We start from the raw sequence: 21331 nt of genomic DNA on the forward strand, positions 1-21331 counted from the left end.
GCAGTAGCAGGGCACGATAAAGATGCCGGCAAGGTAGATTCGCTGAATAAAGAAGGCGGCGACCTTAAGGTGAAAGGATTTTTAGACGTTAAAGAATTTATACAAAGCCTTACCACGCCACGCGCTATTATGATGCTGGTACCAGCCGGCAAACCGGTTGATAGTGTAATTGCAGAACTTTCTCCCCTTTTGGATAAGGGCGATATTTTAATAGATGGCGGTAACTCGCACTTTACAGATACCAACCGCCGTGTTGAAGAATTAGAGGCTAATGGCCTGCACTTTTTCGGAATGGGCGTTTCTGGAGGTGAAGAAGGCGCACGCCGCGGCCCAAGCATGATGCCGGGTGGCGATAAAGATGCCTACACGGTTATGAAGCCGATCTTTGAAGCTATTGCTGCTAAGGTTGATGGCGTGCCTTGTGTAACCTATATAGGCCCCGGTGCATCTGGCCACTTTGTGAAGATGGTGCATAATGGTATCGAGTACGGTATTATGCAATTAATTGCCGAGACCTACGAGATAATGAAGAAAGGCCTGAAGCTGGACAATGCCACCATGGGCGAAGTATTTTCTAAATGGAACGATGGGCGCTTAAAGTCTTTCCTGCTTGATATCACCAAGGATATTTTCAAATATAAAGCACCAGGCAGCGACCATTTGTTATTGGATGATATAAAGGACGAAGCCAAGGCAAAAGGCACCGGTAAATGGACATCGCAAGTGGCTATGGATTTGCAGGCGCCAATCCCAACTGTTGATACTGCTGTTGCCATGCGCGATTTATCAAAATATAAGGCTTTGCGCGTACAGGCCAGCGAGCTTTACAGCAAGGACGAGATTGTACTGGATGTAAATAAAGACGAGTTTTTAACTGCTTTGGAGCAGGCTTTTTATTTTAACATGATAATCAGCTACGCACAGGGCATGCACTTACTGTCATTAGCATCTGCGGAATATAAATACGATTTGCATTTAGGCGATATTGCCAAAATATGGCGCGGCGGCTGTATTATCCGTTCAGAGTTTTTGAACGATATTTTCAACGCCTATCAAAAGGATGCAAAATTGGCGCACCTTTTATTAGATGGCAGTGTTGAGGAACTGGTTAAGGCAGCCGTACCGGGTGCCCGTAAAGTGCTTTCGGCAACCATTGCGGCAGGTATTGCAGCACCGGCCTATGCATCGTCATTAAGTTATTTCGATGCTTTCCGCAGCGCAAGAATGCCATCAAACTTAACCCAGGCACAACGCGATTATTTTGGCGCGCATACCTACGAGCTTGTTGGCAAAGAGGGCGTGTTCCATACACAATGGACTGCAAATAGCGAAGGTTAATTATCATATTTTTTAGCTGATAATATCATTACAATGAGCACAACAAAATCAGAACCTACTATATTCATCATTTTTGGTGGTACCGGCGATTTGAACTCCCGGAAGATAGCCCCAGCGCTTTATAACTTATTTTTGGATGGCTGGCTACCCCACCAATTTTCGATAATCGGTACAGGCCGTACCAAGCTTACCGATGAGCAGTTCAGGGATAACCTGCATAACGATATCGACCAGTTTTCGCGCAGCGGAAAAACCGATGATAAGAAATGGGCCGAGTTTTCGGCCAATATTTATTACCAGGTATCTGACGCGACTGATGCTGAAACTTATAAAGAGTTCGGCAAACGTATTGACAAGCACAATGCCGAATGGAAAACCCAGGCGAACGTAATTTTCTATTTAGCGGTAGCGCCAAACTTCTTCCCAATCATCGCTTCAAACATATCGAAAGCCAAGCTGGCCGAAGATAAAAACAGGGTACGCATCATTATCGAAAAACCTTTCGGGCATGATTTGGAAACGGCAAAAGAGCTGAACCAATTGCTTTCAGGTATTTTTGACGAGTGCCAGATTTACCGCATTGACCATTACCTTGGCAAGGAAACGGTACAAAATATTATGGCTTTCCGTTTTGCCAACAGTATCCTGGAGCCGCTATGGAACCGTAATTATATTGAGCATGTGCAAATATCGGTTACCGAGCAATTGGGTGTTGAAGAGCGCGGCGATTACTACGACGGGGCCGGTGCGATGCGCGATATGATACAGAACCACCTGTTGCAATTACTTTGCCACGTGGCCATGGAACCGCCGGTAAGCTTTAATGCTGATGAGGTACGTGACCGCAAGGTTGACGTTTTGAAGGCTATGCGCCGCTTCACTCCGGATGATGTTCGTTTATCGGCCGTAAGGGGCCAATATGGCAGCGGCTGGATGAAGGGAAAGGAAGTGCCCGGATATCGCGAGGAGCCCAAAGTAGACCCGCAATCGAACACAGAAACATTTGCAGCCATTAAGTTTTTTGTAGATAACTGGCGCTGGCACGGTGTTCCGTTTTACCTGCGTACCGGCAAGCGGATGCACCAGTCGTCATCTGTAATTACCATCCAGTTTAAGGATGTTCCGCATTTAATATTCCCCGCCGAATCAAGCGAAAGCTGGCAGCAAAACAGGCTGATTATTAGTATTCAGCCCGAAATGAGCATCCGTTTACAGGTGCAGGCTAAACGCCCGGGACTTGACATGGTATTAAATACGGTAGATATGGTATTCGACTATAAGGGCACATACGCTGCACAGGCACCTGAGGCTTACGAAACACTGATACTGGATACCATGCTGGGCGACCAAACCCTGTTTATGCGTGGCGACCAGGTTGAAGCTGCGTGGGAGTTAGTAATGCCTATTTTAAGCACCTGGCAAAATAAGAAGAGTTTAAATTTCCCTAATTATTCCGCCGACTCATGGGGGCCAGAATCTGCAGAGGCTTTGATAGCCCGCGATGGATTTAACTGGTTTACATTGCCGGTGAATGGGAAGAAGTAGTGGTTAGTGATTGGAGGTTAGAGATTAGTTAAAGCGAGCAAACGGCGAAAGTATTGCAACTAATCTCTGATCTCCAACCTCTGATCTCCAACACCAACTAACCTCTAGTCTCCAGTCTCTAATCTCTAACCACCATGAGTTTAAATATTTATAACACAGCCGACGAAGTACTTACCGCATTAGCTGAGTATTTTGTAATAATTGGAAGCGAGGCCATTGGTAAAAATGGTAAATTCTCCGTAGCGTTATCGGGTGGGAGTTCACCCAAGAAGCTCTACGAACTGCTCGCAACTTCGTATCACGACCAGCTGGATTGGGAGAAAGTTTTCTTCTTTTTTGGCGATGAGCGCAATGTTCCACAGGACAGTCCCGACAGCAATTACCTGATGGCTAAAAAAGCCCTGTTTATTCCGCTGTTTATAGACCCGCACCAGATTTTCGCGGTTGATACCGCCCTTGAGCCTAAAGAAGCGGCCAAAAAATACCAGGAAGAGGTAGAGCAATTTTTTGACGAAACCGAACTCAGCTTTGATTTAATCCTGCTGGGTCTTGGTGATAATTCACACACAGCATCGTTATTCCCGCACACGCCGGTATTGCATGATCGTGTACCGGGCGTTAGCGAAGTGTTTTTGCCCGACCAGCAAGTTTATCGCATTACCATGAACGCCCCGTTAATCAACGAGGCCCAGAACATCGCCTTTTTAGTGTATGGCGAAGGAAAAGCGATAGCCGTGCATCACGTGTTAGAGGATGAGGAGGATATTGAAGAGTACCCCGCACAGCTTATTGAGCCTATTGTAGGGCAAATTCAATGGTTTTTGGATGAAGCGGCAGCTTCGATGCTGGAAGCGAAGTAAAAACACTTATTGTCATTGCGAGGAACGAAGCAATCGCATACTGTACAGGGCGAATGGCTCGGTGTAAAACCTGCAAAGCGGGACTGCAGAGTTCGCGGTTGCCACGCTGCGCTAGCAATGACAAGTTTTATTTGGTCGGTAGGACCTGCCCCATCAGCCACGCCACCAAATCATTCGCAGCCTTATCATTTTCGAACGACTTAGGTAACCGGCCATTAGTATATTCATCATACAACCATGGGTCGCCAACGGCGATAACAGTTCCTTTCCCATATTTTGCAGTGGCTATTATTACAGCGCCGCTGCTATTTTTTAATAACGGCTTAGCCTGGCCGCTTAGTTCTATAGAGCAGGCGTCTTTCATAAATACCTTACCGGCGGTTTTAAAAACCGGGTTGCCTGTGGTTACTATTGCACCATCTTCAAAATGGCTGTCATCAATTACATGGTTTTGTAAATCATCGTTAAAATGCATCCCGAATTTTGCGGCAAGGTTGTTGAAATGAGGCAATTCAACGTTCGCGCTGTCATTTGCCATCATTAACAGCACGCCGCCGCTTTTAACCCATGCAGCAATCGCTTTAATGTCTTTTGGTTCGATATAATTCGGATTGGGGCTCTCCTTTTTGGTATCCGGATCAACAATAATATAAATGGCTGTGCCTTTTAAGTTTTCAGTAGTCGGCGCGCTGTCCAACGTATCTAAAGCCGCGCCGGCTTTTTTAAAGGCGTCGGCAAAAATAGAAAAGCCGGAGTTAGCCTTCTCCGTCCACAAGTAATGGTAGCGCTCAACTTTGCCTGCCGGAGTTTTGTGTATCTCATGATTAAAGTAGTAATCAAGTGTCACTTTTTGTGCGTTTGCATTCACGTAAACAGAAGTGAGCAACATGGCAGCCATTAAAACTCTCAGTTTTTTCATTTTGCGGCAAATTGTGTGTATCGTTTCATCGCTTCTGCAAAATAATAATCGGCATAGCTGATAGCAACATCAACCTCGCTTTTTTGAGGAAAATGACCCACGCTGTGCTTTAAAATAAACCCACCATTGGTACCGGGCGTAGCCTTATATTCTGACGATGACAATGTTTTTATAATAGCTTGGGCTGTATTGAAATATTTAACCCCATCACTTTTGTCGGTATACCGGCAAAGCTCTAACAACGCCGATGCCATTATTGCCCCGGCGGATGCATCGCGCAAAGCGTTGGGAATATTAGGTGCGTTAAAATCCCAGTAAGGAATTTTATCAGCCGGCAGGTTAGGGTTGCTGAGGATGAATTCGGCTATATGTTTAGCCTGCTCCAGGTATTTTTTGTCTTTTGTTTCGCGGTACATTACGGTGAAGCCATAAAGCCCCCAAACCTGCCCCCGTGCCCATGCCGACTCGTCAGCGAAGCCCTGCGCAGTTTTTTTTTGCTGAACAGCACCCGTTTCGGGATTGTAATTTATCACGTGATAGGAGCTATAATCGGCCCTATAGTGGTTTTTTATAGTAGTGTTGGCATGAGTTACGGCAATTTTGTAAAAACTCGAGTCGCCGGTTTCTCTCGTGGCCCAAAACAGCAATTCAAGGTTCATCATGTTATCTATTATCACCAAAAAATCTGACGGCTTTGATTCCCATGATTTGATGCACCCAACTGTAGGATTAAACCTTGTGGATAGTGATTTAGCGCTGTTTATTAATATTTGGCGATATTCCGGGTTCGGGTTTAGCCTGTTGGCATTACCAAAACTGGTGTACATCATAAAGCCAAGGTCGTGCGTGTGGGTATTATATTGCTCTTTGGCAAGGCTATCCATTGATCGTTGTCCTTCGGTCAACAGTGCAGCATCATGGTTTTGCTCATATAGATTTAATAACATACCGGCATAAAAGCCACTACACCACCAGCCGGAATTACTTGTTTCGAGTTTATTGTTAACCGGATTAAAATTCTTTGGGAAACGCCCGGCCGTAAGCTGGCTTGTTAGAAACTTATATTGGCTGTCGGCATCAGTTATGTTTTGTTTGATAATATTAAGCAGCTCGGCCTGCGGCTTTAAATACGAAACGGCCTGGGCGAAACAAGCTTGACTAAAACCGGCAAGGCGTATTAATGCAGCAATAAACAGAACCCTGGTTTTCATAGACAGTTTTAGATTATTACAGAATAGTTAGTAAAGGTATGGCCTTTTTTATTTGGAAAAAGATTGAAATAAAAAGGATAATGGAACGCCATTATCCTTTTTAGCTTATCGCTTTATTTAACCTCAAATGTAAAATACTGGCTTGCGGCATCGCCATTGGCAGTTAACCCCTGTACAACCCCAACATATTTACCAGCCTGGTCTGATGTATAAAACGACACCTTGTCCTGGTTATTTACGTTCGGTCCCCAATATAACAGGTTCCTGAAATCGGGGATACGGCTTGTTACCTGGGCCTCGGTTTCGTAAACAGGCGAGTAAAATTGCCTGCGCAATTGTAATCCTTCGTAATCAATTACCACGGCCTTAGGGTCAAGCTCTACGCCCCCTAAGTCGCCTTTGTAGGTTGTAAAGCTAAAAACACCTTCCTGTTCGCTCGGGCCGTAAAAAAACCTTTCACGAATCACATCCAGCTTTCTCACTTTTAACGGATCGACAGAGAATATTTTATTTACATCAAAAACGGGCACACCGTCCAATATCACCAGCGGGTCGCCATCAAGAAAGCCCCGGTCATTAAGCACTTTGATATGAAACTTTCCTTTCGACCTTACAATATTATCTTCCGACACGTATTCACGTAAATCCTCTTCCATAGTAGTAAAGCGGGTAAAATCGTCGAGCTTATAGCTTTTGTAGGGCTTGCCGAAAAATGCAGTGCTGTCTGCTCCGGGATCAAATGTCTTTTTGATGTTGTTGGCCGAATAAATATTCAATATTTGAATACCCTGGCTGTGCGTCTGTAATGCAGTTTGCATGCCGTTAACAAATTCAAATTTTGGCAGGGCTGTTTTTGAATATTGTTCCGAGAAGGGGCTGGCTATATCTATCCGGTAAGTGCTGTCGACGGTTTCATTTGTTTGTGCAACTAACTCGCCGGGGCCATAAAAATCTTTCGTGTTAAACATTACATGTCCTGATGAGTCACTTTGCGCAGCATATACCTGCACGCGCTTGCCCGGAACGCCCATATACGCAAAGATGCCATTGGCTGATGTGTTGGTTAATGTGTTTACCAGTTTGGCGGTAACAATATGCCCCTTATACTCAGGTAAAAAGCTAAATGAAGGCGTTTTGTTTTCAAGCACCTGGTTCCATTGAAAGCGGCGCCAGCCCTGGGTAAGCATCAGGTTGTCTAGCGCTTCATCGGTTTCGGCGGTGGCATTTGCAAAATAGTAATCGGGCGATTCGATATTACCTTTCAGATCCGAACCCAGCCACAGGTAATCAAAAATATTGCTGTGGTCAACCTCCTGCAACGAATCAACGCGGTACACAGCCATTGACATGTTTGCCAGTACCGGCTTATTTGCCATGTCTTTTGCCGCCAGGCTGATATTAACTTTTTTGCGCAACGCATATTGTTGCTGATCGGCACTTGCTGCAATTGACAGTTTTTGGCCAGGCCGTTTAAAATAAAGCCGTTCGCAAACAGGCTGCTTCGAGTTGTTAAAAATGGTGATGCTTGATATGCCATCGCCAAGCGAGTTTTTATTTATAGTAAAATGGGCAACACCAGCGCTTACCGATAGCCCTTCGGCAGCCTTAATCATTTGGCGGGTATGGGCAAACAGGAAAATATTGCCGTCGGGTCCTTTTACCTCCACATCAAGCTGAGGGCCTTTGTCAGTAAGTTTCATTACATAGCCCTGGGCGTTTATTTCAGGTAATTCTTTGGTTAGTGCTGCGCCGTTGGACTTCGCTATGGCCTTATAGGTATTTCCGGCAACGGGGGTAAAAGAAAAGTTGCCCATCCCAAACTTTAGCGATTGAAACCGGGCTACCGTATCATTGTGTTGATCTATTACCGCGCCCCTTGCAGCAGCGCCCTTGCCATTTTTGTCGACGGCTTTAAAGGCAACTTTGCTTTGCTGGCCGCTAACTAAATTACCACCCTCCGGGAAAAATTGCATATCAAAGGCCGCAGCAGTTTCCTTTGCAGGGCTGCCATCGGGCGATCGCAGCGGGTTTACAAGGGTAATCACTTTTTCGAAATAATAATCAGGGCTGAAATTTTTCATCCAGCTGGTGTAGGCTCTGAATTTGTATTTGCCATTAGCAATTGACACGGGTACATATAGCGAGCCGTCGCCGATGCCATTTTTTATGGAAATTTTAGCCTGCGTTACCGGGCTTTGGTTATTATCCAAAATCTCAACGTAAACTACTTTGCTTAAGTTTAATGGCTTATGGTCGTTACCATCCACACAAAAAACCTTAAACCACACTATCTCGCCCGGCAAGTATGTGTTCTTATCTGTATGAACAAATACCTTCTCCTGTAAAGCGCTTTGCTTGTACAAGTTGAAGCTGTTTTGCACTTCCTGTATAACCTGGGCTTTGCCGCTTAAAAAAGGAAGTAACAGAGCCGGCGTCAGCAGCATTACCTTAATGGATAGTTTAATATTTCTCATGATCAGTGCTATTTATATTGAGCTAAATTCTTTTTATTCAGTTAATTATTTCCAAAAATCCGGTTGTTGTTTGCTTCCCCTCAAAGTACAATCGATACAATATATGTCGGACGCCGTAAATCCTATCGGATTAGGGCCCGCACTACTAAATATTGCGTTTACAGGTATTTCTGCTCCAGCCAAAATTCTTTGAAGCACGGTGTTTGAATGACTATGAGGGTCGTTATAGAATGTTGAATCTATCTGGCAATCATATGGATATTTTGGTAAATAGGTATTTGGCAACTGCTCGCTCGCTATAAATATCCGTTTTTTTGCCACTGTGCCAGCACTGATAAATCCCACTACAATGTCGGTGGCATCGTGCGTGTTGTGTATATTGCCCGCTAATGTTGTAGGTTCAGCATCAAAAATACTTCCCAGTTGTTCGGTATTCTTTTTTAGGGTTTCCCAAAACTTGTACGCATCGGCTGTAAGCGCATACTCGCGCAGCAGAATGCTATACTTTAACTCAATTTTTTCGGACGTTGATTCAATTGCAGTAATTGGAGCCTGGAACAAAAAATCCTGTTTTAACTTGGCTGAAGAGCCTAAAATAATGCTTGTAGAAGCATTGCTTGCAAAACAATAATAAACCAACTGCTCCTGGCTGCGTGGCACTACTGCGGTCCCGTTTGATACATATGACGAATTAAACATTGAGTGAAACCGCCATGTTTCCACATAGTCGAAGCGGTAATAGTGTGTAGCGTTTTTGGGGTCGTGCGTGTTCGCATAAAGCTGGATGCCCTTCCCCGTAACGCTGAAGCCAATGCTGTCAATAGGGGGTGCTGCTTTCGCTTGTTCGTAGTCTGAAAGATATTCGTTTCCATCACCTGGCGTATTTATCCTTAGCCGGAATTTCCGGGTACTGTCAAGGGTTATGCCCGCAAGTTTATAAATGCCGGGCGCTGCCTCAAATAAGCCGAATTTATCCCCGTTATCGCACTCAACCTGTATGGTGCCTTCTACCGGATTTAACGTTGTGCTGGCGTTAAGATTAACGGTTCGGCTTAATTTAATTGTGGTGGTATCATTCGTATTAATTGTGCCTTCCACAATAAGGTAACTCCGTGGCGAATTGATCACCTTAGGGTTATAAGGTTTTTTGCACCCTATAGATAATGTTAAAATAAATAACCAAATTCTCCAGTTTTTCATAGTTTCTCTTATTTCCAAAAATTGGGTTGTTTGTTCGTCCCATGTTGTAATCTACAGTCAACACACTCTGGGTAGGATGCCGTAAACCCTAAACGTTCGTGGGTTTGCCTGTCATATATACCTTCAATTGGTATCTCGGTAGCCGAGGGCGATTTTTTATAATTCAGATATGCGTCCACCTGGTTAAATAGCAGGCCCGATACCGGGTCGATGTATTTATAAAAATAGCCATGTGCCGGGCAGCCCGTGGGTGCCGAAGGGACATCAATCCAGTTCGGCAAATTATGTTCATCAATAAAAAACCGTTTTGTGGTATAAGTGCCTACGCTTACATAGCCTATTACAGGTTCATCGGTATTGCTTGTTGAGTGTATATTGCCATTTATTTGTGACGGCTGTGCATCAAAAATACTGCCCAGCTGCTGGGTGTTTTTTTGCAGGTTCTGCCAAAAATCATAGGCATCTTTTGACAGGCCATATTGCCTTACCAGTATGCTTACTTTGCTTCGAATTTTATCGGAATGTCGGGATATAAATGTTATTGGCATATCACTTATAACATCCAGCGATAGTTTTGCCGACGAGGCCAGAACAATAGTTGTTGCCAGTTCTGTACGCCAGCAGGTGTATATATCATCATTAATTAAATCGCGGTATAATACGGTATCGCCGTTCGATTTAAAAAGCGATTGGTACCTGGAGGTATAAATCCATGTTTCATCATATTCCCAGCGGTAATACCGTGTAGCATTTTTAGGGTCGTGTGTATTTACATTAACGCTTACGCCGTCGCTTTGAATATGGTATGCCAGGCTGTCGACCACCGGGGTATTTAAAACTGCCTCAAAACCCGAAAGGTATTCTTTGCCGTTTGTTGTTCTTATTCTTAAGCGATATTTGTGCGCTGTACCCAGGTTTAGCCCCGGGAAAATATAAACGCCATTGGGCTTTTCAACCAAAGGATAATTGCTGTTATCGTCGCCCTCAACTGTCAATACTGCTTTTAATTCGGGGTTTATATTGGTTGCACCTGATAGTTTTACGGTACGATTAAGTTTAATAATGGTTGAATCGGAGCCGCTATTAATCATACCCTCAACAACAAGGTAACTATTGGGCGCGGCAATAACATCCGGGTAGTATGGCTTTTTACAGCCAACCATTACCATCAATGCCAATATGCAAAACGCCCGGTTCTTCATCCTGTTATTAATATGATTGCCAAAAATCCGGCTTTTTATTACTACCAGTTAACGTACAGTCAACACACGACGGCGGCGCACCCGTATACCCTAATATTGGGGAACCAGGGAGCTTAACTGCGTCGATTGGTATTTGCAGTTCGCCGGTTGCTTTGTAAAAATTAATATATTGGTCAACCTGGTTAAATGGCCCCTGCCCGTCTTTATCAAAAAAACGATATAAAAACGGTTTTGCCACGCAGCCGTCGCCAAGCGGATCAAGCCAGGGGGGCAGTGTTGATTCATCTATATAAATTCTTTTAGTTGCATAGTTTCCCGCGCTGATATAGCCAATTACCGGCTCATTCGAGTCCGTTAACGAATGGATATTGCCATTTATCTGTGAGGGTTGTGCATCAAAAATACTACCCAGTTGCTCTGTGTTCTTTTTAAGGTTTAGCCAAAAATCGTAAGCCTCTTTGGTAAGCGCGTATTGCCTCACCAATATGCTATACCGGTGCCTTAGCTTGTCATCGTGGCGCGATATAAAAGTTATCGGGAAATCGCTGATTACATCCTGCGCCAGTTTTGCCGACGAACCCAGCGTTATCGTACTTGATGCATTGTTTCTCCAGCAAACATATATCCCGTCGTTCACGCGGTCGCGTTGTAACACCGTATCACCATTTGATTTATAGTTCGATTCAAAGTCTGATTCATGAACCCATGTTTCGTTATATTCCCACCTGTAATACCTTAGGTTATTGGAGCTGTGGGTGTTTAAATTAATGTCGATACCATCACTTTTAACTTTATATGTTACGCTGTCAATGGCCGGGCTGTTTATTACCGGTATAAAATCCGATGCATATTCTTTATTATCAGCGGTTTTTATTTTGAGCCGGTATTTATGGTTAACATCGAGATTTAAACCCGGGAAAAAGTAAATACCCTTACCGGTAGTGGCTAAGGGGCGGCTGCTATTATCATCGCCCTCAACACTTACTATGGCGTCTAATTCAGGGTTGACGCTGGTTGAGGCGGAAAGTTTTACTGTATGGTTTAGTTTAATTATAGTCGAGTCGGCCCCGCTGTTAATTACACCTTCAACCACAAGGTAAGTACCCGGCGCCGATATTGCAGGCGGATCATACGGTTTCTTACAAGCAGTTATAGTTACAGCAAGTGCAAAAAACAATATCATATAACCAGTTCTGTGCCTCATCATCAAAACCTGATATTATAATTAATAAACGGAATAGGCGCAGCAAATATCGATAGCTTATAGCCGCTTATTACACCGCTTTGCTCACTGAAGAAGGTAGAGTAGGCATTTTGCCGCCCGGTAATATTGTACACACCAATAGTCCACGAGTTGTGTGTCAGCTGGTGTACCCTATGATTGCCTTCTATAATAATTGAAAAGTCGGACCTGAAATAATCAGGTATCCGGTATGCATTTCTATCTGAGTAAAATACGCGCTCAGAGCCTGCATATTCGTATTTGGCAATAGGCAATGTTATTGGCCGCCCTGTACTGTACGAAATATCAAACGATACACTGTAACGGTGTGTAAAGCGGTAGTTACCATTAAAATTAACCGAGTGTGGTTTGTCGTAATTTGCCGGGTAATACCTGCCACTGTTTATAAACTCGCCCGCATAAGGATCGTTTTGGCGTAAATATGTACGCGAGTAGGTGTAGCTCATCCAGCCGTTTAACTTCCCTGCGGTTTTTTTGAGCAAAAACTCGGCGCCATAAGCTTTGCCCTCTGTGTTTATTACGTCCTGCTCAATATGGTGGTTTAGCAGCAGTACCGCGCCACTTTTATAGTCGAGGTAATTCCTGAGCCTTTTGTAATAAACCTCAACCGACATTTCGATGGTATTGGCCTGGGCGTTTTTGAAAATACCTAACGATACCTGGTCGCCGTTCTCTGGCTTAATATTAGGATCGCTGAGTTTGTAAACATCTGTTGGGGATATTGACGTTGAGTTCGACAGCAGGTGTATATATTGATGTAATGTGTTATAGCCAGCCTTTATCGATAAATTGTCGCCAAGCAAATAGCGTGCGGATAGCCTGATATCGGGGCCCAGGTATGTTTTTATAAATTTACCACTTCCATAGGTGGTGCTATCCAGTACGTTGTTTGGCTCCCTCGGTAAATTTGGGGCGTAATTATTAACTGTTTGCGGGCCAAGGTAGCTGTAAGCGTTAAACCTTACCCCTGCGCTAATGGTTAAATTATCGGTAACATCAAATTTGTCACCCAGGTAAACGGCACTTTCCAGTGCTTTTTCCGATGGGATGATGTCTGGTGCAATTAATGATTTATCACTATTTGGTTCAAAGGTTCCCGGGTTAATCTTATATAGAATCGAACTCAGGCCGAAGTTAAGCGTGTGCTTATTGCTTAAATAGTAGGTAAAGTCGGTTTTAAAATTCGATTGCATCACCTTAAAACCAAGGTTGTACGCGTTTACCGGGTTGGCACTGCTCGATACGTTGTACTTGTAATTGTCAACGCCTGCCGAAATTAAACTGTATAGTTTATTATTATAATTATGCTTCCATTTAACATTCAGGTTTTTATTACTGTATGAGTAGCTCGTATCGCTATTTAGTTTAAACTTATCCTGGCTAAGGTAGCCGCTAAGGTACAGGTTGTTTTTTTCGTTTATCTGGTGACTTATACCCAAATTAAAATCGTAAAAAGACGCCTGGCTATGTTTGTACGATTCGGGCAGCAACTTCAATAACCAATCGGAATAAGTGGTGCGGCCGCCAAATATAAACGAGGTTTTATCACTTCCCAACGGGCCCTCAACGTTCAGCCTGCTTGTCAGCAAGCCTATCCCTGCCGAACCGGTAAATTTCTTTTTGTTGCCTTCGCGGTTGGTAATATCCAAAACGGATGATAAACGCCCGCCAAATTTTTCAGGAATACTGCTTTTGTAAAGCTCTATATCCTTTACAATGTCGGGGTTAAAGGCTGCGAAAAACCCAAAAAAGTGCGCCGGGTTATAAATGGTATTGCCATCAAGCAAAATCAGGTTTTCATCCGCCGCACCACCGCGTACGTTAAAGCCGGTTGTAGCTTCGCCTACCGACGTAACCCCAGGGAGGGTCAAAACAACTTTTAGAACATCGGCCTCGCCAAATGCCGTCGGAATTTGTTTAATGTTTTTGATATCCAGCTTTGCTACGCCAAGGTCGGTACTCCTTACGTTGGCCACTTTCTCTGCCGAAATTTTAACCTCCTTAAGGCTGTTAATTTGTTCCTGCATTTCAATGTTCAGCTTGCCATCGGTATACAGTATTATCTGGCGGCGGGTGTCGCGCATGCCCAGGCCCCGTACCAGCAAAGTTTGCCGGCCGCGCGGTAAAGTAATTGAGAAGAAACCAAATTGGTCGGAAGCCGCGCCGGTTTTAGTATTTGCCACGTAAATGGTGGCGCCCGTAACGGCCTCGCCCGATTTAATGTCACGTATATATCCACTCAATATGGCCTTCCCCGGCTTTATGGTATTGGTTTTTACCCCAATTTCGTAAAGTTTGTTTTCCGTTGTAGCATCGGGCACCTTTTTTTCAGCTTCTTGTGTATAGTCTGCAACGGGCGCCTGGCTAACCGGTGTATTTGTACGTACCTGCGAATAGCCCAGCGCTAGCTCCGTGCGTATTTGCCGGCCTTTGGTAATAAACACCTGCTGCTGCTGGTTAATGGCATACACAAATGCTGTTTTCTTAAAGGCGAGGTCTAAAACAGCATTCAGCGGTTGCTGCGTTACCTGCAGGGTAACCCTTAAACTATCAAACTGAGCAGGGTCATAATAAAAATGATAGCTGCTTTTTGATTCAAGCTCGTTTACAAGTTGTGATATGGTGGCTTGCTGAAAGTTCACAGTAAACAGCTTTGTGCTATTTTGCTGGGCCGAAACAGCTTGTAAAAAAACCAGGAAGCAAAAACTTGCGAGGTATATTTTTCTCATGTTAGTTTGATAAGTGGTCGTAATAGGTTGCAACTTTAACCAGGGATTCTTCGGGGTTGGCGCGGAAATCCAAATCATTTGCACTGATGAATTTTCGTATTTCCTTCTTTCTGTCTTTAAAAATATCGAGAACCGCCCCCTTGCTGCCTGCGCTATGGTAAACGTTATTTTTCTTGATATAAAAATCCTTCGAGAAGCTGAAATAATTCTCCACCCCGTTTGTATTACTGGTGGTAGTTTGCATGGTTTTTGAATATTTTCCCAGTACTTCAGATTTACCGTTGTAAAGCTGCCTGTAATAGCCTGATTTTACGTCGCCGCCAGTAGCCAGTGTATCTGCATTTAAGTTGATAAAATGCCCGCCCAAAAAGTCAAAGCTTTTTACCCGTTCTTTAATCGCTATAAACTTTGATACCCTGCTCGGGTACAACACTACCAAATCGTCGTTATTAATATCGTACAACATTGACATGTTATTGTACAAAGTGCCGTCATAGTAAACCGAGCCTTTGGTAAAGCCATTTATATCCATGTAATAGGCGTTGCCTTTAATATGCGGATCGTAAAAATAATATTCGGGCCCTGTGTAAATCGGTGCTTGTATGCCTATGCTGGTGTTGTATAGTGTTACGGCGTTATTCAGGGCATTTTGCTGCGAACTGCTGTCGCCTGGTGCAGTTTGTGCCCGTGCATTTCGCGCGAAAAAAGCGCAAAGCAACAGCACTGCTGAGAACAGGTAAATAGGTTTATTCATGAATTTGGGTTAGTTGGCGCTAAAGGTTAAAAATGGAATTTACGCCAGTTTGTGCTAAAAAACAAGCATTTACGGCGTTTTTTTGAAAAAAACTGTATTTTTAGTTTAAATCCTTACCTTAGTGTACTCAAAACAATATAACTGCTACAATATTGTTACAAATCCTCAACTCAATTTATCGACACGATATGTAATATTGGAGGAATATTTAACCCCTCCCCTATATGAAATCATTGAAAGTTTTAACGATTGTTTTACTAGCTACGTTTAGCTTCAGCGCAGTAAATGCCCAGGTTACTCATCATAAAAAAGCCCGCCATAAAATGCATCACAAAAGGCATCATCACGGCAAAAGGCATGCACATCGCCCTGTCCCCAAAAGGTAAAGGCACAAAAAAGGCCCGGTAATATCTTACCGGGCCTTTTGCTTTTTGTATGTGGTTATTAGAGCTTGCGTTTCACCTCAACATTTTCATACGCTTCAACTATATCGCCAACTTCAATATTATTAAAGTTCTGGATGTTTAAGCCGCACTCATAGCCGGTGGCAACTTCTTTAACATCGTCTTTAAAGCGTTTCAATGATGCCAGCTCGCCGGTGTAAATTACCACACCCTCGCGGATTATCCGTATTTTGCTGTTACGGGTAATCTTACCATCAAGCACCATACAGCCGGCAATGGTACCAACTTTGCTGATTTTAAAGGTTTCGCGTATTTCAACATTCGCAACAATCTTCTCTTCGAAGGTTGGTGCAAGCATGCCTTCCATAGCGGCTTTTATCTCATTTATCGCATCGTAGATGATCGAGTAAAGCCTGATATCAATCTGCTCGGCCTCGGCGAGTTTACGTGCACTTCCTGAAGGACGCACCTGGAAGCCGATGATTATTGCATCAGAAGCTGATGCTAACAATACGTCTGATTCCGAAATCTGCCCTACGGCTTTCGATATGATATTTACCTGTATCTGTTCGGTTGATAGTTTCAGTAACGAATCTGATAAAGCTTCGATTGAACCATCCACGTCGCCCTTAACAATAATGTTAAGCTCCTTAAAGTTACCAACTGCCAAACGGCGGCCAATTTCATCAAGCGTGATATGTTTCTGCGTACGTAAACCTTGTTCGCGCTGTAATTGTAAGCGTTTGTTGGCAATTTCGCGGGCCTCAACTTCGCTTTCCAGCACGTTAAACTTATCGCCCGCAGTTGGTGCACCCTGCATACCCAGCACCTGTACCGGTGTCGACGGGCCGGCAGATTCAACACGCTGGCCACGCTCGTTGGTCAATGCCTTAACACGACCGCTGTAACAGCCTGCCAGTATCGGGTCGCCTACTTTTAAGCGACCGGCCTGTACTAATATGGTGGTAACAATACCACGGCCTTTATCAAGGGCTGCTTCTATAACGGTACCAACGGCACGTTTATTAGGATTGGCTTTCAATTCGAGCAATTCTGCTTCCAGTAAAACCTTCTCCAGCAATAAGTCGACATTTAAGCCGGTTTTGGCTGATATTTCCTGCGACTGGTATTTACCGCCCCACTCTTCAACCAAAATATTCATGGCTGATAGCTGCTCACGTACCTTGTCGGCATTTGCGCCTGGTTTATCAATTTTATTGAATGCGAAGATGATTGGTGCGCCGGCAGCCTGTGCGTGGTTTATAGCCTCGCGGGTTTGCGGCATCACGCTGTCATCAGCAGCAATTACTATAATTACAATATCGGTTACCTGGGCACCCCTGGCACGCATAGCGGTAAACGCTTCGTGGCCCGGCGTATCGAGGAAGGTTATTTTTCCTTTATCATCAGGTAAGGTAACTTCATAAGCGCCAATGTGCTGGGTAATACCCCCGGCTTCGCCGCCTATAACGTTGGTTTTGCGTATAAAATCGAGCAACGATGTTTTACCGTGGTCAACGTGACCCATTATGGTTACAATTGGTGCACGCGGAACCAAATCTTCCGGATCATCCGGCTGATCAAGACTGCTTTCTTCGTCCTGTGGTTTTACAAACTCAATCTGGTAACCAAATTCATCGGCAACAATGCTCAATGTTTCGGCATCAAGCCTTTGGTTAATGGATACGAACATACCAAGGCTCATACAGGTAGATATAATCTGCGTTACAGATACATCCATCATACTTGCCAGTTCGTTCGCCGTTACAAACTCGGTTACTTTTAAAACCTTCGATTGTAACTCGTTTTCCATTGCCAGCTCTTCGGCAGTTGCTGCTACATCATCACGCTTTTGACGGCGGAACTTGGCACGTTGCGCAAACTTGCCCGATTTACCGGCGCCACTAAGGCGGGCCAGTGTAGCCTTAATCTGGTCTTGTATATCTTTTTCTGAAGGTTCTTCCTTCGGTCCGCTGCTTTGAGGAGCGGTATTCCTGTTGCCTCTGAAATCGGGACGATTGCCGCCACCGCCCTGCTGGTTATTACCGGCACCAGGATTAGGGCCTGTGCCCCTGTTCCTGAAATCGGGTCGGTTGCCACCATGCGCCTGTTGCGACCCCGGAGGGTTTGGCGCAAAGTTTTGCGGATTTTGGCCACCACCACCCTGGTTGTTACCCGGGCCCTGGTTGTCTTTACGTTTACGCTTGCGCTTATGGTCGGCTGCGCTATTGGTGTTTGACGACGAAGCAACCGGGTTACGCTTTGGCGCATTAACCGGCAACTGTATCTTCCCAATAATATTCGGGCCACTCAAACGCTCGGCTTTTGCACGAATTACTTCGGGCTCCTGTGGCTCATCAACAGCAGGTGCCTCTGGCTCAACAGCCGCGGCAACCGGCGGTGCAGGCGCAGCAGGTACTACTTCTTTTTTAACTTCTTCAACCTTAGGGGCTTCAACAACCACTTCCTTCGGTGCTTCTTTTATAGGCTCGGGAGTGGGTGCAGGTGCCACCACTTCTGGTTTTACTGCTACCGGCTCTTCCTTTACAACAGGCTTTTCGGCCGGTGGCTGAGGTTTTGCGTTCAGATTATTCAGGTCAATTTTGCCTACCACGGTTACACCAGGCAATACCGCGTTGTGCTCCTCGGCCTTTACAGGCGCAGGTACTTCAACGGGTTTTGGAGGTTCAACAGGTTTTGGCTTTTCAACCGGCGGCGGGCTATAGTGGTTGCCAATTCCTTTAATAAGGATTTCCTCGTTCTCGAAATCTCTCGAACGGCGGTGTTCAACCGGCTTTTCGGGAAAAGCTGCAGGTTCTTCCTTCCTTATCTTTCCTATGCTTATCTGCTTAGCTTCCTCCTTAATAATTTTATCTACAGCAAATTCTTTCAAAAGCGCGCTGTACATATCGCCATCAAGCAAGGTAGTAGGGTGTTTTTGTACCTTATACCCTTTTGTTGCCAAAAAGTCAACAATAGTACCTGTACCGATATTCAGCTCTTTTGCTGCTGTAAATAATTTTATGGATTTGTCTTCTGACATTTATTATATTCTTTCTCTGCTATTTTGGTGCAAAAATACGATTTTAATTTTGGTTATTACGTTTATTCGAACTCAGCTTGCAGAATTGATAATACTTCTTTTACAGTTTCTTCTTCTAAATCGGTACGTTTTACCAATTCGCCCACTGTTAAAGCCAGTACCGACTTTGCCGTATCTAAACCAATACGTTTAAATTCGTCGATAATCCAGCTCTCAATTTCGTCCGAAAATTCTTCAATGTCCACATCTTCGTCGGTTTCATCCGCTTCACGGTAAACATCAATTTCGTAACCTGTTAGTTTACCAGCCAACTTAATGTTGTGCCCGCCACGACCGATTGCTAACGAAACCTGGTCGGGTTTTAGGTAAACGGCAGCGGTTTTTTTCTCATCATCCAACTTAATCGAAGTGATTTTAGCCGGAGATAAAGCACGCTGTATATAAAGCTGCAGGTTATTGGTATAGTTTATTACGTCGATATTTTCGTTTTTCAACTCACGAACGATACCATGTATACGCGATCCTTTCATACCTACGCAGGCACCAACCGGATCGATACGGTCATCATACGATTCAACAGCTACCTTAGCACGTTCGCCCGGCTCGCGTACAATTTTTTTAATGGTGATTAAGCCATCAAAAATTTCAGGTACTTCCTGCTCAAATAAACGCTGTAAAAATTCAGGCGCTGTACGCGATATGATGATCTTAGGATTGCTGTTCAGCATATCTACCTTATCAACCACCGCTTTTACGCTGTCGCCCTTTTTAAAGTAATCAGCAGGTATTTGTTCCGATTTTGGCAGCAATAGTTCGTTGCCCTCGTCATCAAGTACCAAAGTTTCTTTTTTCCAAACCTGGTAAACTTCGCCGGTAACAATTTCGCCAACGCGGTCTTTATATTTTTTAAATATTTCGTCTTTCTCCAGTTCCAGGATCTTAGATACCAGCGTTTGGCGGGCAGCTAATATAGCGCGGCGGCCAAAGCTCTCTAAGGTGATTTGCTCAATATGCTCATCGCCAACTTCCAGCGTTGGGTCTAACAACTTCGCCTCGGCCAGTTCAATTTCCAGGTCATCATCCTCACTAAAGCCATCTTCCATAACCTTACGCGTCCGCCAGATTTCCAAGTCACCGTTGTCTGTATTGACAATTACGTCGCAATTTTCGTCGGTGCCATATTTTTTCCTGATCATGCTCCTGAAAACGTCTTCCAGCACGCTCATCATTGTTGGGCGATCGATGTTTTTGAAGTCCTTGAATTCCTGAAAAGAATCAATTAAATTAATATTGCTCATTGTCTACTTGAATGATATTAAAACTTTTGTTTCTGTTATTGTATTTATTGGGATAATGCTCTCAACAGTTTCGGCCTTTTTCCCTTTGTTTTTTATTGTTTCTTCAATTACTACGGCATCTTCTGTAATGCCTGATAGTTTACCTTCCCGCTTAGTGCCATCCGCCATTTTGATAGCTAAGTTACGGCCTATATTTTTAGTATACTGCCTGGTTAACGTAAGCGGCGTATCAATACCCGGCGATGAAACCTCGAGGTTATAAGCAGATTCAATCACGTTTTCCTCTTCCAAATGGAAGCCAACATGCCTGCTTATGGCCACACACTCATCAATGCCTATGCCGTTATCACCATCAACCAAAATCATCAACTTACCGTTGCTGTGGAATTTTACATCCACTAAAAACAGGTTTGGCTTATCGGCAATCTTTTCTTCAACCAGTTCTTTTACTCTTTTCTCGATATTCATTATCCCTCAAAAATAATTGATTGATAAAATAAAAGAGGGGACAATCGCCCCCTCTTTTTTAATTCAACTGCAAATGTAGTAATTTTTATTTAATTTTTCAAGTGTAATTTGGTTTTAAGGGTTGTAAATGTTGTAGTTGTTGTAAATGCTGCAGGCGGAACCTGGTTGGTTCTACTTTTACAACCCTTACAACCTAGTCAACTTTCACAACCAAATCAATATGTTCCACATTTCCCAGCCTCTTTCGTCCTTGTATGTAATCCCACATGTTCTCGCCTTTAAACCGGTAGTACCTCATAAAGTAAGCGTGGCCTTTTACAAAGGGTGTGTCGGGCGTAAATACTACGGCGCTATCTTTTACCATGTAAGCACCAGGCTGAACAGGCTGATAGTTTTTTAAATCGGAATCGGCCGGCATTTTGTAGACAGGCAACAGCGTTTGCCAAACTTCGCGCACCGAATCGCGGTTTATTTCGTTTACGATGGCATTGTCGAGCCCGGTAAATTTAACCGACTGCTTATTATTTATCAGGCTGATTTGCACCGAAGGCGCTTTTGGTTTTTGGTTACAGGCGAAGCAAAGTAGTATTAAAAGCCAGGCGGATTTTTTCATGGTTAAATATCATCAATAATTTTCTGAACC

Annotated in this window: 15 protein-coding genes; 3 read left to right on the forward strand and 12 right to left on the reverse strand. The window is 44.1% G+C overall.

Annotation, left to right across the window (positions count from 1 at the left end; all coding sequences use genetic code 11):
- The 3 genes from gndA to pgl all read left to right on the forward strand — a co-directional run.
- Nucleotides 1–1338, forward strand: a 1338-nt coding sequence (gene gndA / locus Q0R52_RS25595) for an NADP-dependent phosphogluconate dehydrogenase (protein WP_295800491.1), incomplete at its 5' end; no start/stop codon positions are given.
- A 33-nt stretch (nucleotides 1339–1371) separates the two neighbouring features.
- Nucleotides 1372–2883 (forward strand): glucose-6-phosphate dehydrogenase, encoded by a 1512-nt coding sequence (gene zwf, locus Q0R52_RS25600; RefSeq protein WP_295800493.1) that lies wholly within the window; start codon nucleotides 1372–1374, stop codon nucleotides 2881–2883.
- A 134-nt stretch (nucleotides 2884–3017) separates the two neighbouring features.
- Nucleotides 3018–3743 (forward strand): 6-phosphogluconolactonase, encoded by a 726-nt coding sequence (pgl, locus tag Q0R52_RS25605; RefSeq protein ID WP_295800494.1) that lies wholly within the window; start codon nucleotides 3018–3020, stop codon nucleotides 3741–3743.
- Between the two features lie 127 nt (nucleotides 3744–3870).
- Here pgl and Q0R52_RS25610 read toward each other — a convergent pair whose 3' ends face one another.
- The 12 genes from Q0R52_RS25610 to Q0R52_RS25665 form a co-directional block, all read right to left on the reverse strand.
- The gene (locus Q0R52_RS25610) at nucleotides 3871–4662 is read right to left on the reverse strand and encodes a DUF4350 domain-containing protein (protein ID WP_295800496.1); all 792 of its coding nucleotides are present in this window, start codon (nucleotides 4660–4662) and stop codon (nucleotides 3871–3873) included.
- On the reverse strand, nucleotides 4659–5873 hold the full coding sequence (locus Q0R52_RS25615) for a glycoside hydrolase family 88 protein (protein WP_295800498.1): 1215 nt from the start codon (nucleotides 5871–5873) through the stop codon (nucleotides 4659–4661). Before Q0R52_RS25615 ends, Q0R52_RS25610 begins: the two co-directional genes overlap by 4 nt.
- Nucleotides 5874–5986: 113 nt before the next feature.
- The gene (locus Q0R52_RS25620; protein ID WP_295800499.1) at nucleotides 5987–8347 is read right to left on the reverse strand and encodes an MG2 domain-containing protein; all 2361 of its coding nucleotides are present in this window, start codon (nucleotides 8345–8347) and stop codon (nucleotides 5987–5989) included.
- A 45-nt stretch (nucleotides 8348–8392) separates the two neighbouring features.
- Nucleotides 8393–9547 (reverse strand): DUF4249 domain-containing protein, encoded by a 1155-nt coding sequence (locus Q0R52_RS25625; RefSeq protein WP_295800502.1) that lies wholly within the window; start codon nucleotides 9545–9547, stop codon nucleotides 8393–8395.
- An 8-nt stretch (nucleotides 9548–9555) separates the two neighbouring features.
- The gene (locus Q0R52_RS25630; protein WP_295800505.1) at nucleotides 9556–10749 is read right to left on the reverse strand and encodes a DUF4249 domain-containing protein; all 1194 of its coding nucleotides are present in this window, start codon (nucleotides 10747–10749) and stop codon (nucleotides 9556–9558) included.
- Nucleotides 10750–10756: 7 nt separating this feature from the next.
- Nucleotides 10757–11956, reverse strand: coding sequence for a DUF4249 domain-containing protein (locus tag Q0R52_RS25635; protein WP_295800508.1), 1200 nt, complete (start codon nucleotides 11954–11956; stop codon nucleotides 10757–10759).
- Nucleotides 11956–14721 carry a TonB-dependent receptor gene (locus Q0R52_RS25640; protein ID WP_295800511.1) on the reverse strand — a complete coding sequence of 922 codons (2766 nt, stop codon included), beginning with the start codon at nucleotides 14719–14721 and terminating at the stop codon, nucleotides 11956–11958. The genes Q0R52_RS25635 and Q0R52_RS25640 overlap by 1 nt, the downstream gene beginning before the upstream one ends.
- Nucleotide 14722: 1 nt before the next feature.
- Entirely contained in the window at nucleotides 14723–15475 is a 753-nt protein-coding gene (locus Q0R52_RS25645; protein ID WP_295800514.1) for a hypothetical protein, read from the reverse strand.
- Between the two features lie 444 nt (nucleotides 15476–15919).
- Nucleotides 15920–18922, reverse strand: a complete 3003-nt coding sequence (gene infB / locus Q0R52_RS25650) for a translation initiation factor IF-2 (protein WP_295800517.1) — start codon at nucleotides 18920–18922, stop codon at nucleotides 15920–15922.
- A gap of 62 nt (nucleotides 18923–18984) precedes the next feature.
- Complete coding sequence (gene nusA / locus Q0R52_RS25655; protein WP_252792931.1) at nucleotides 18985–20220, reverse strand: transcription termination factor NusA; 1236 nt, start codon at nucleotides 20218–20220, stop codon at nucleotides 18985–18987.
- A gap of 3 nt (nucleotides 20221–20223) precedes the next feature.
- Nucleotides 20224–20688, reverse strand: coding sequence for a ribosome assembly cofactor RimP (gene rimP / locus Q0R52_RS25660; RefSeq protein ID WP_295800521.1), 465 nt, complete (start codon nucleotides 20686–20688; stop codon nucleotides 20224–20226).
- 193 nt (nucleotides 20689–20881) lie between these two features.
- Nucleotides 20882–21301 carry a hypothetical protein gene (locus tag Q0R52_RS25665; protein ID WP_295800524.1) on the reverse strand — a complete coding sequence of 140 codons (420 nt, stop codon included), beginning with the start codon at nucleotides 21299–21301 and terminating at the stop codon, nucleotides 20882–20884.
- Between the last annotated feature and the right edge of the window lie 30 nt (nucleotides 21302–21331).

Origin of the sequence: Mucilaginibacter sp., from assembly GCF_025359345.1 — a bacterium.
In the GTDB taxonomy this organism is placed as follows: Bacteria; Bacteroidota; Bacteroidia; order Sphingobacteriales; family Sphingobacteriaceae; genus Mucilaginibacter.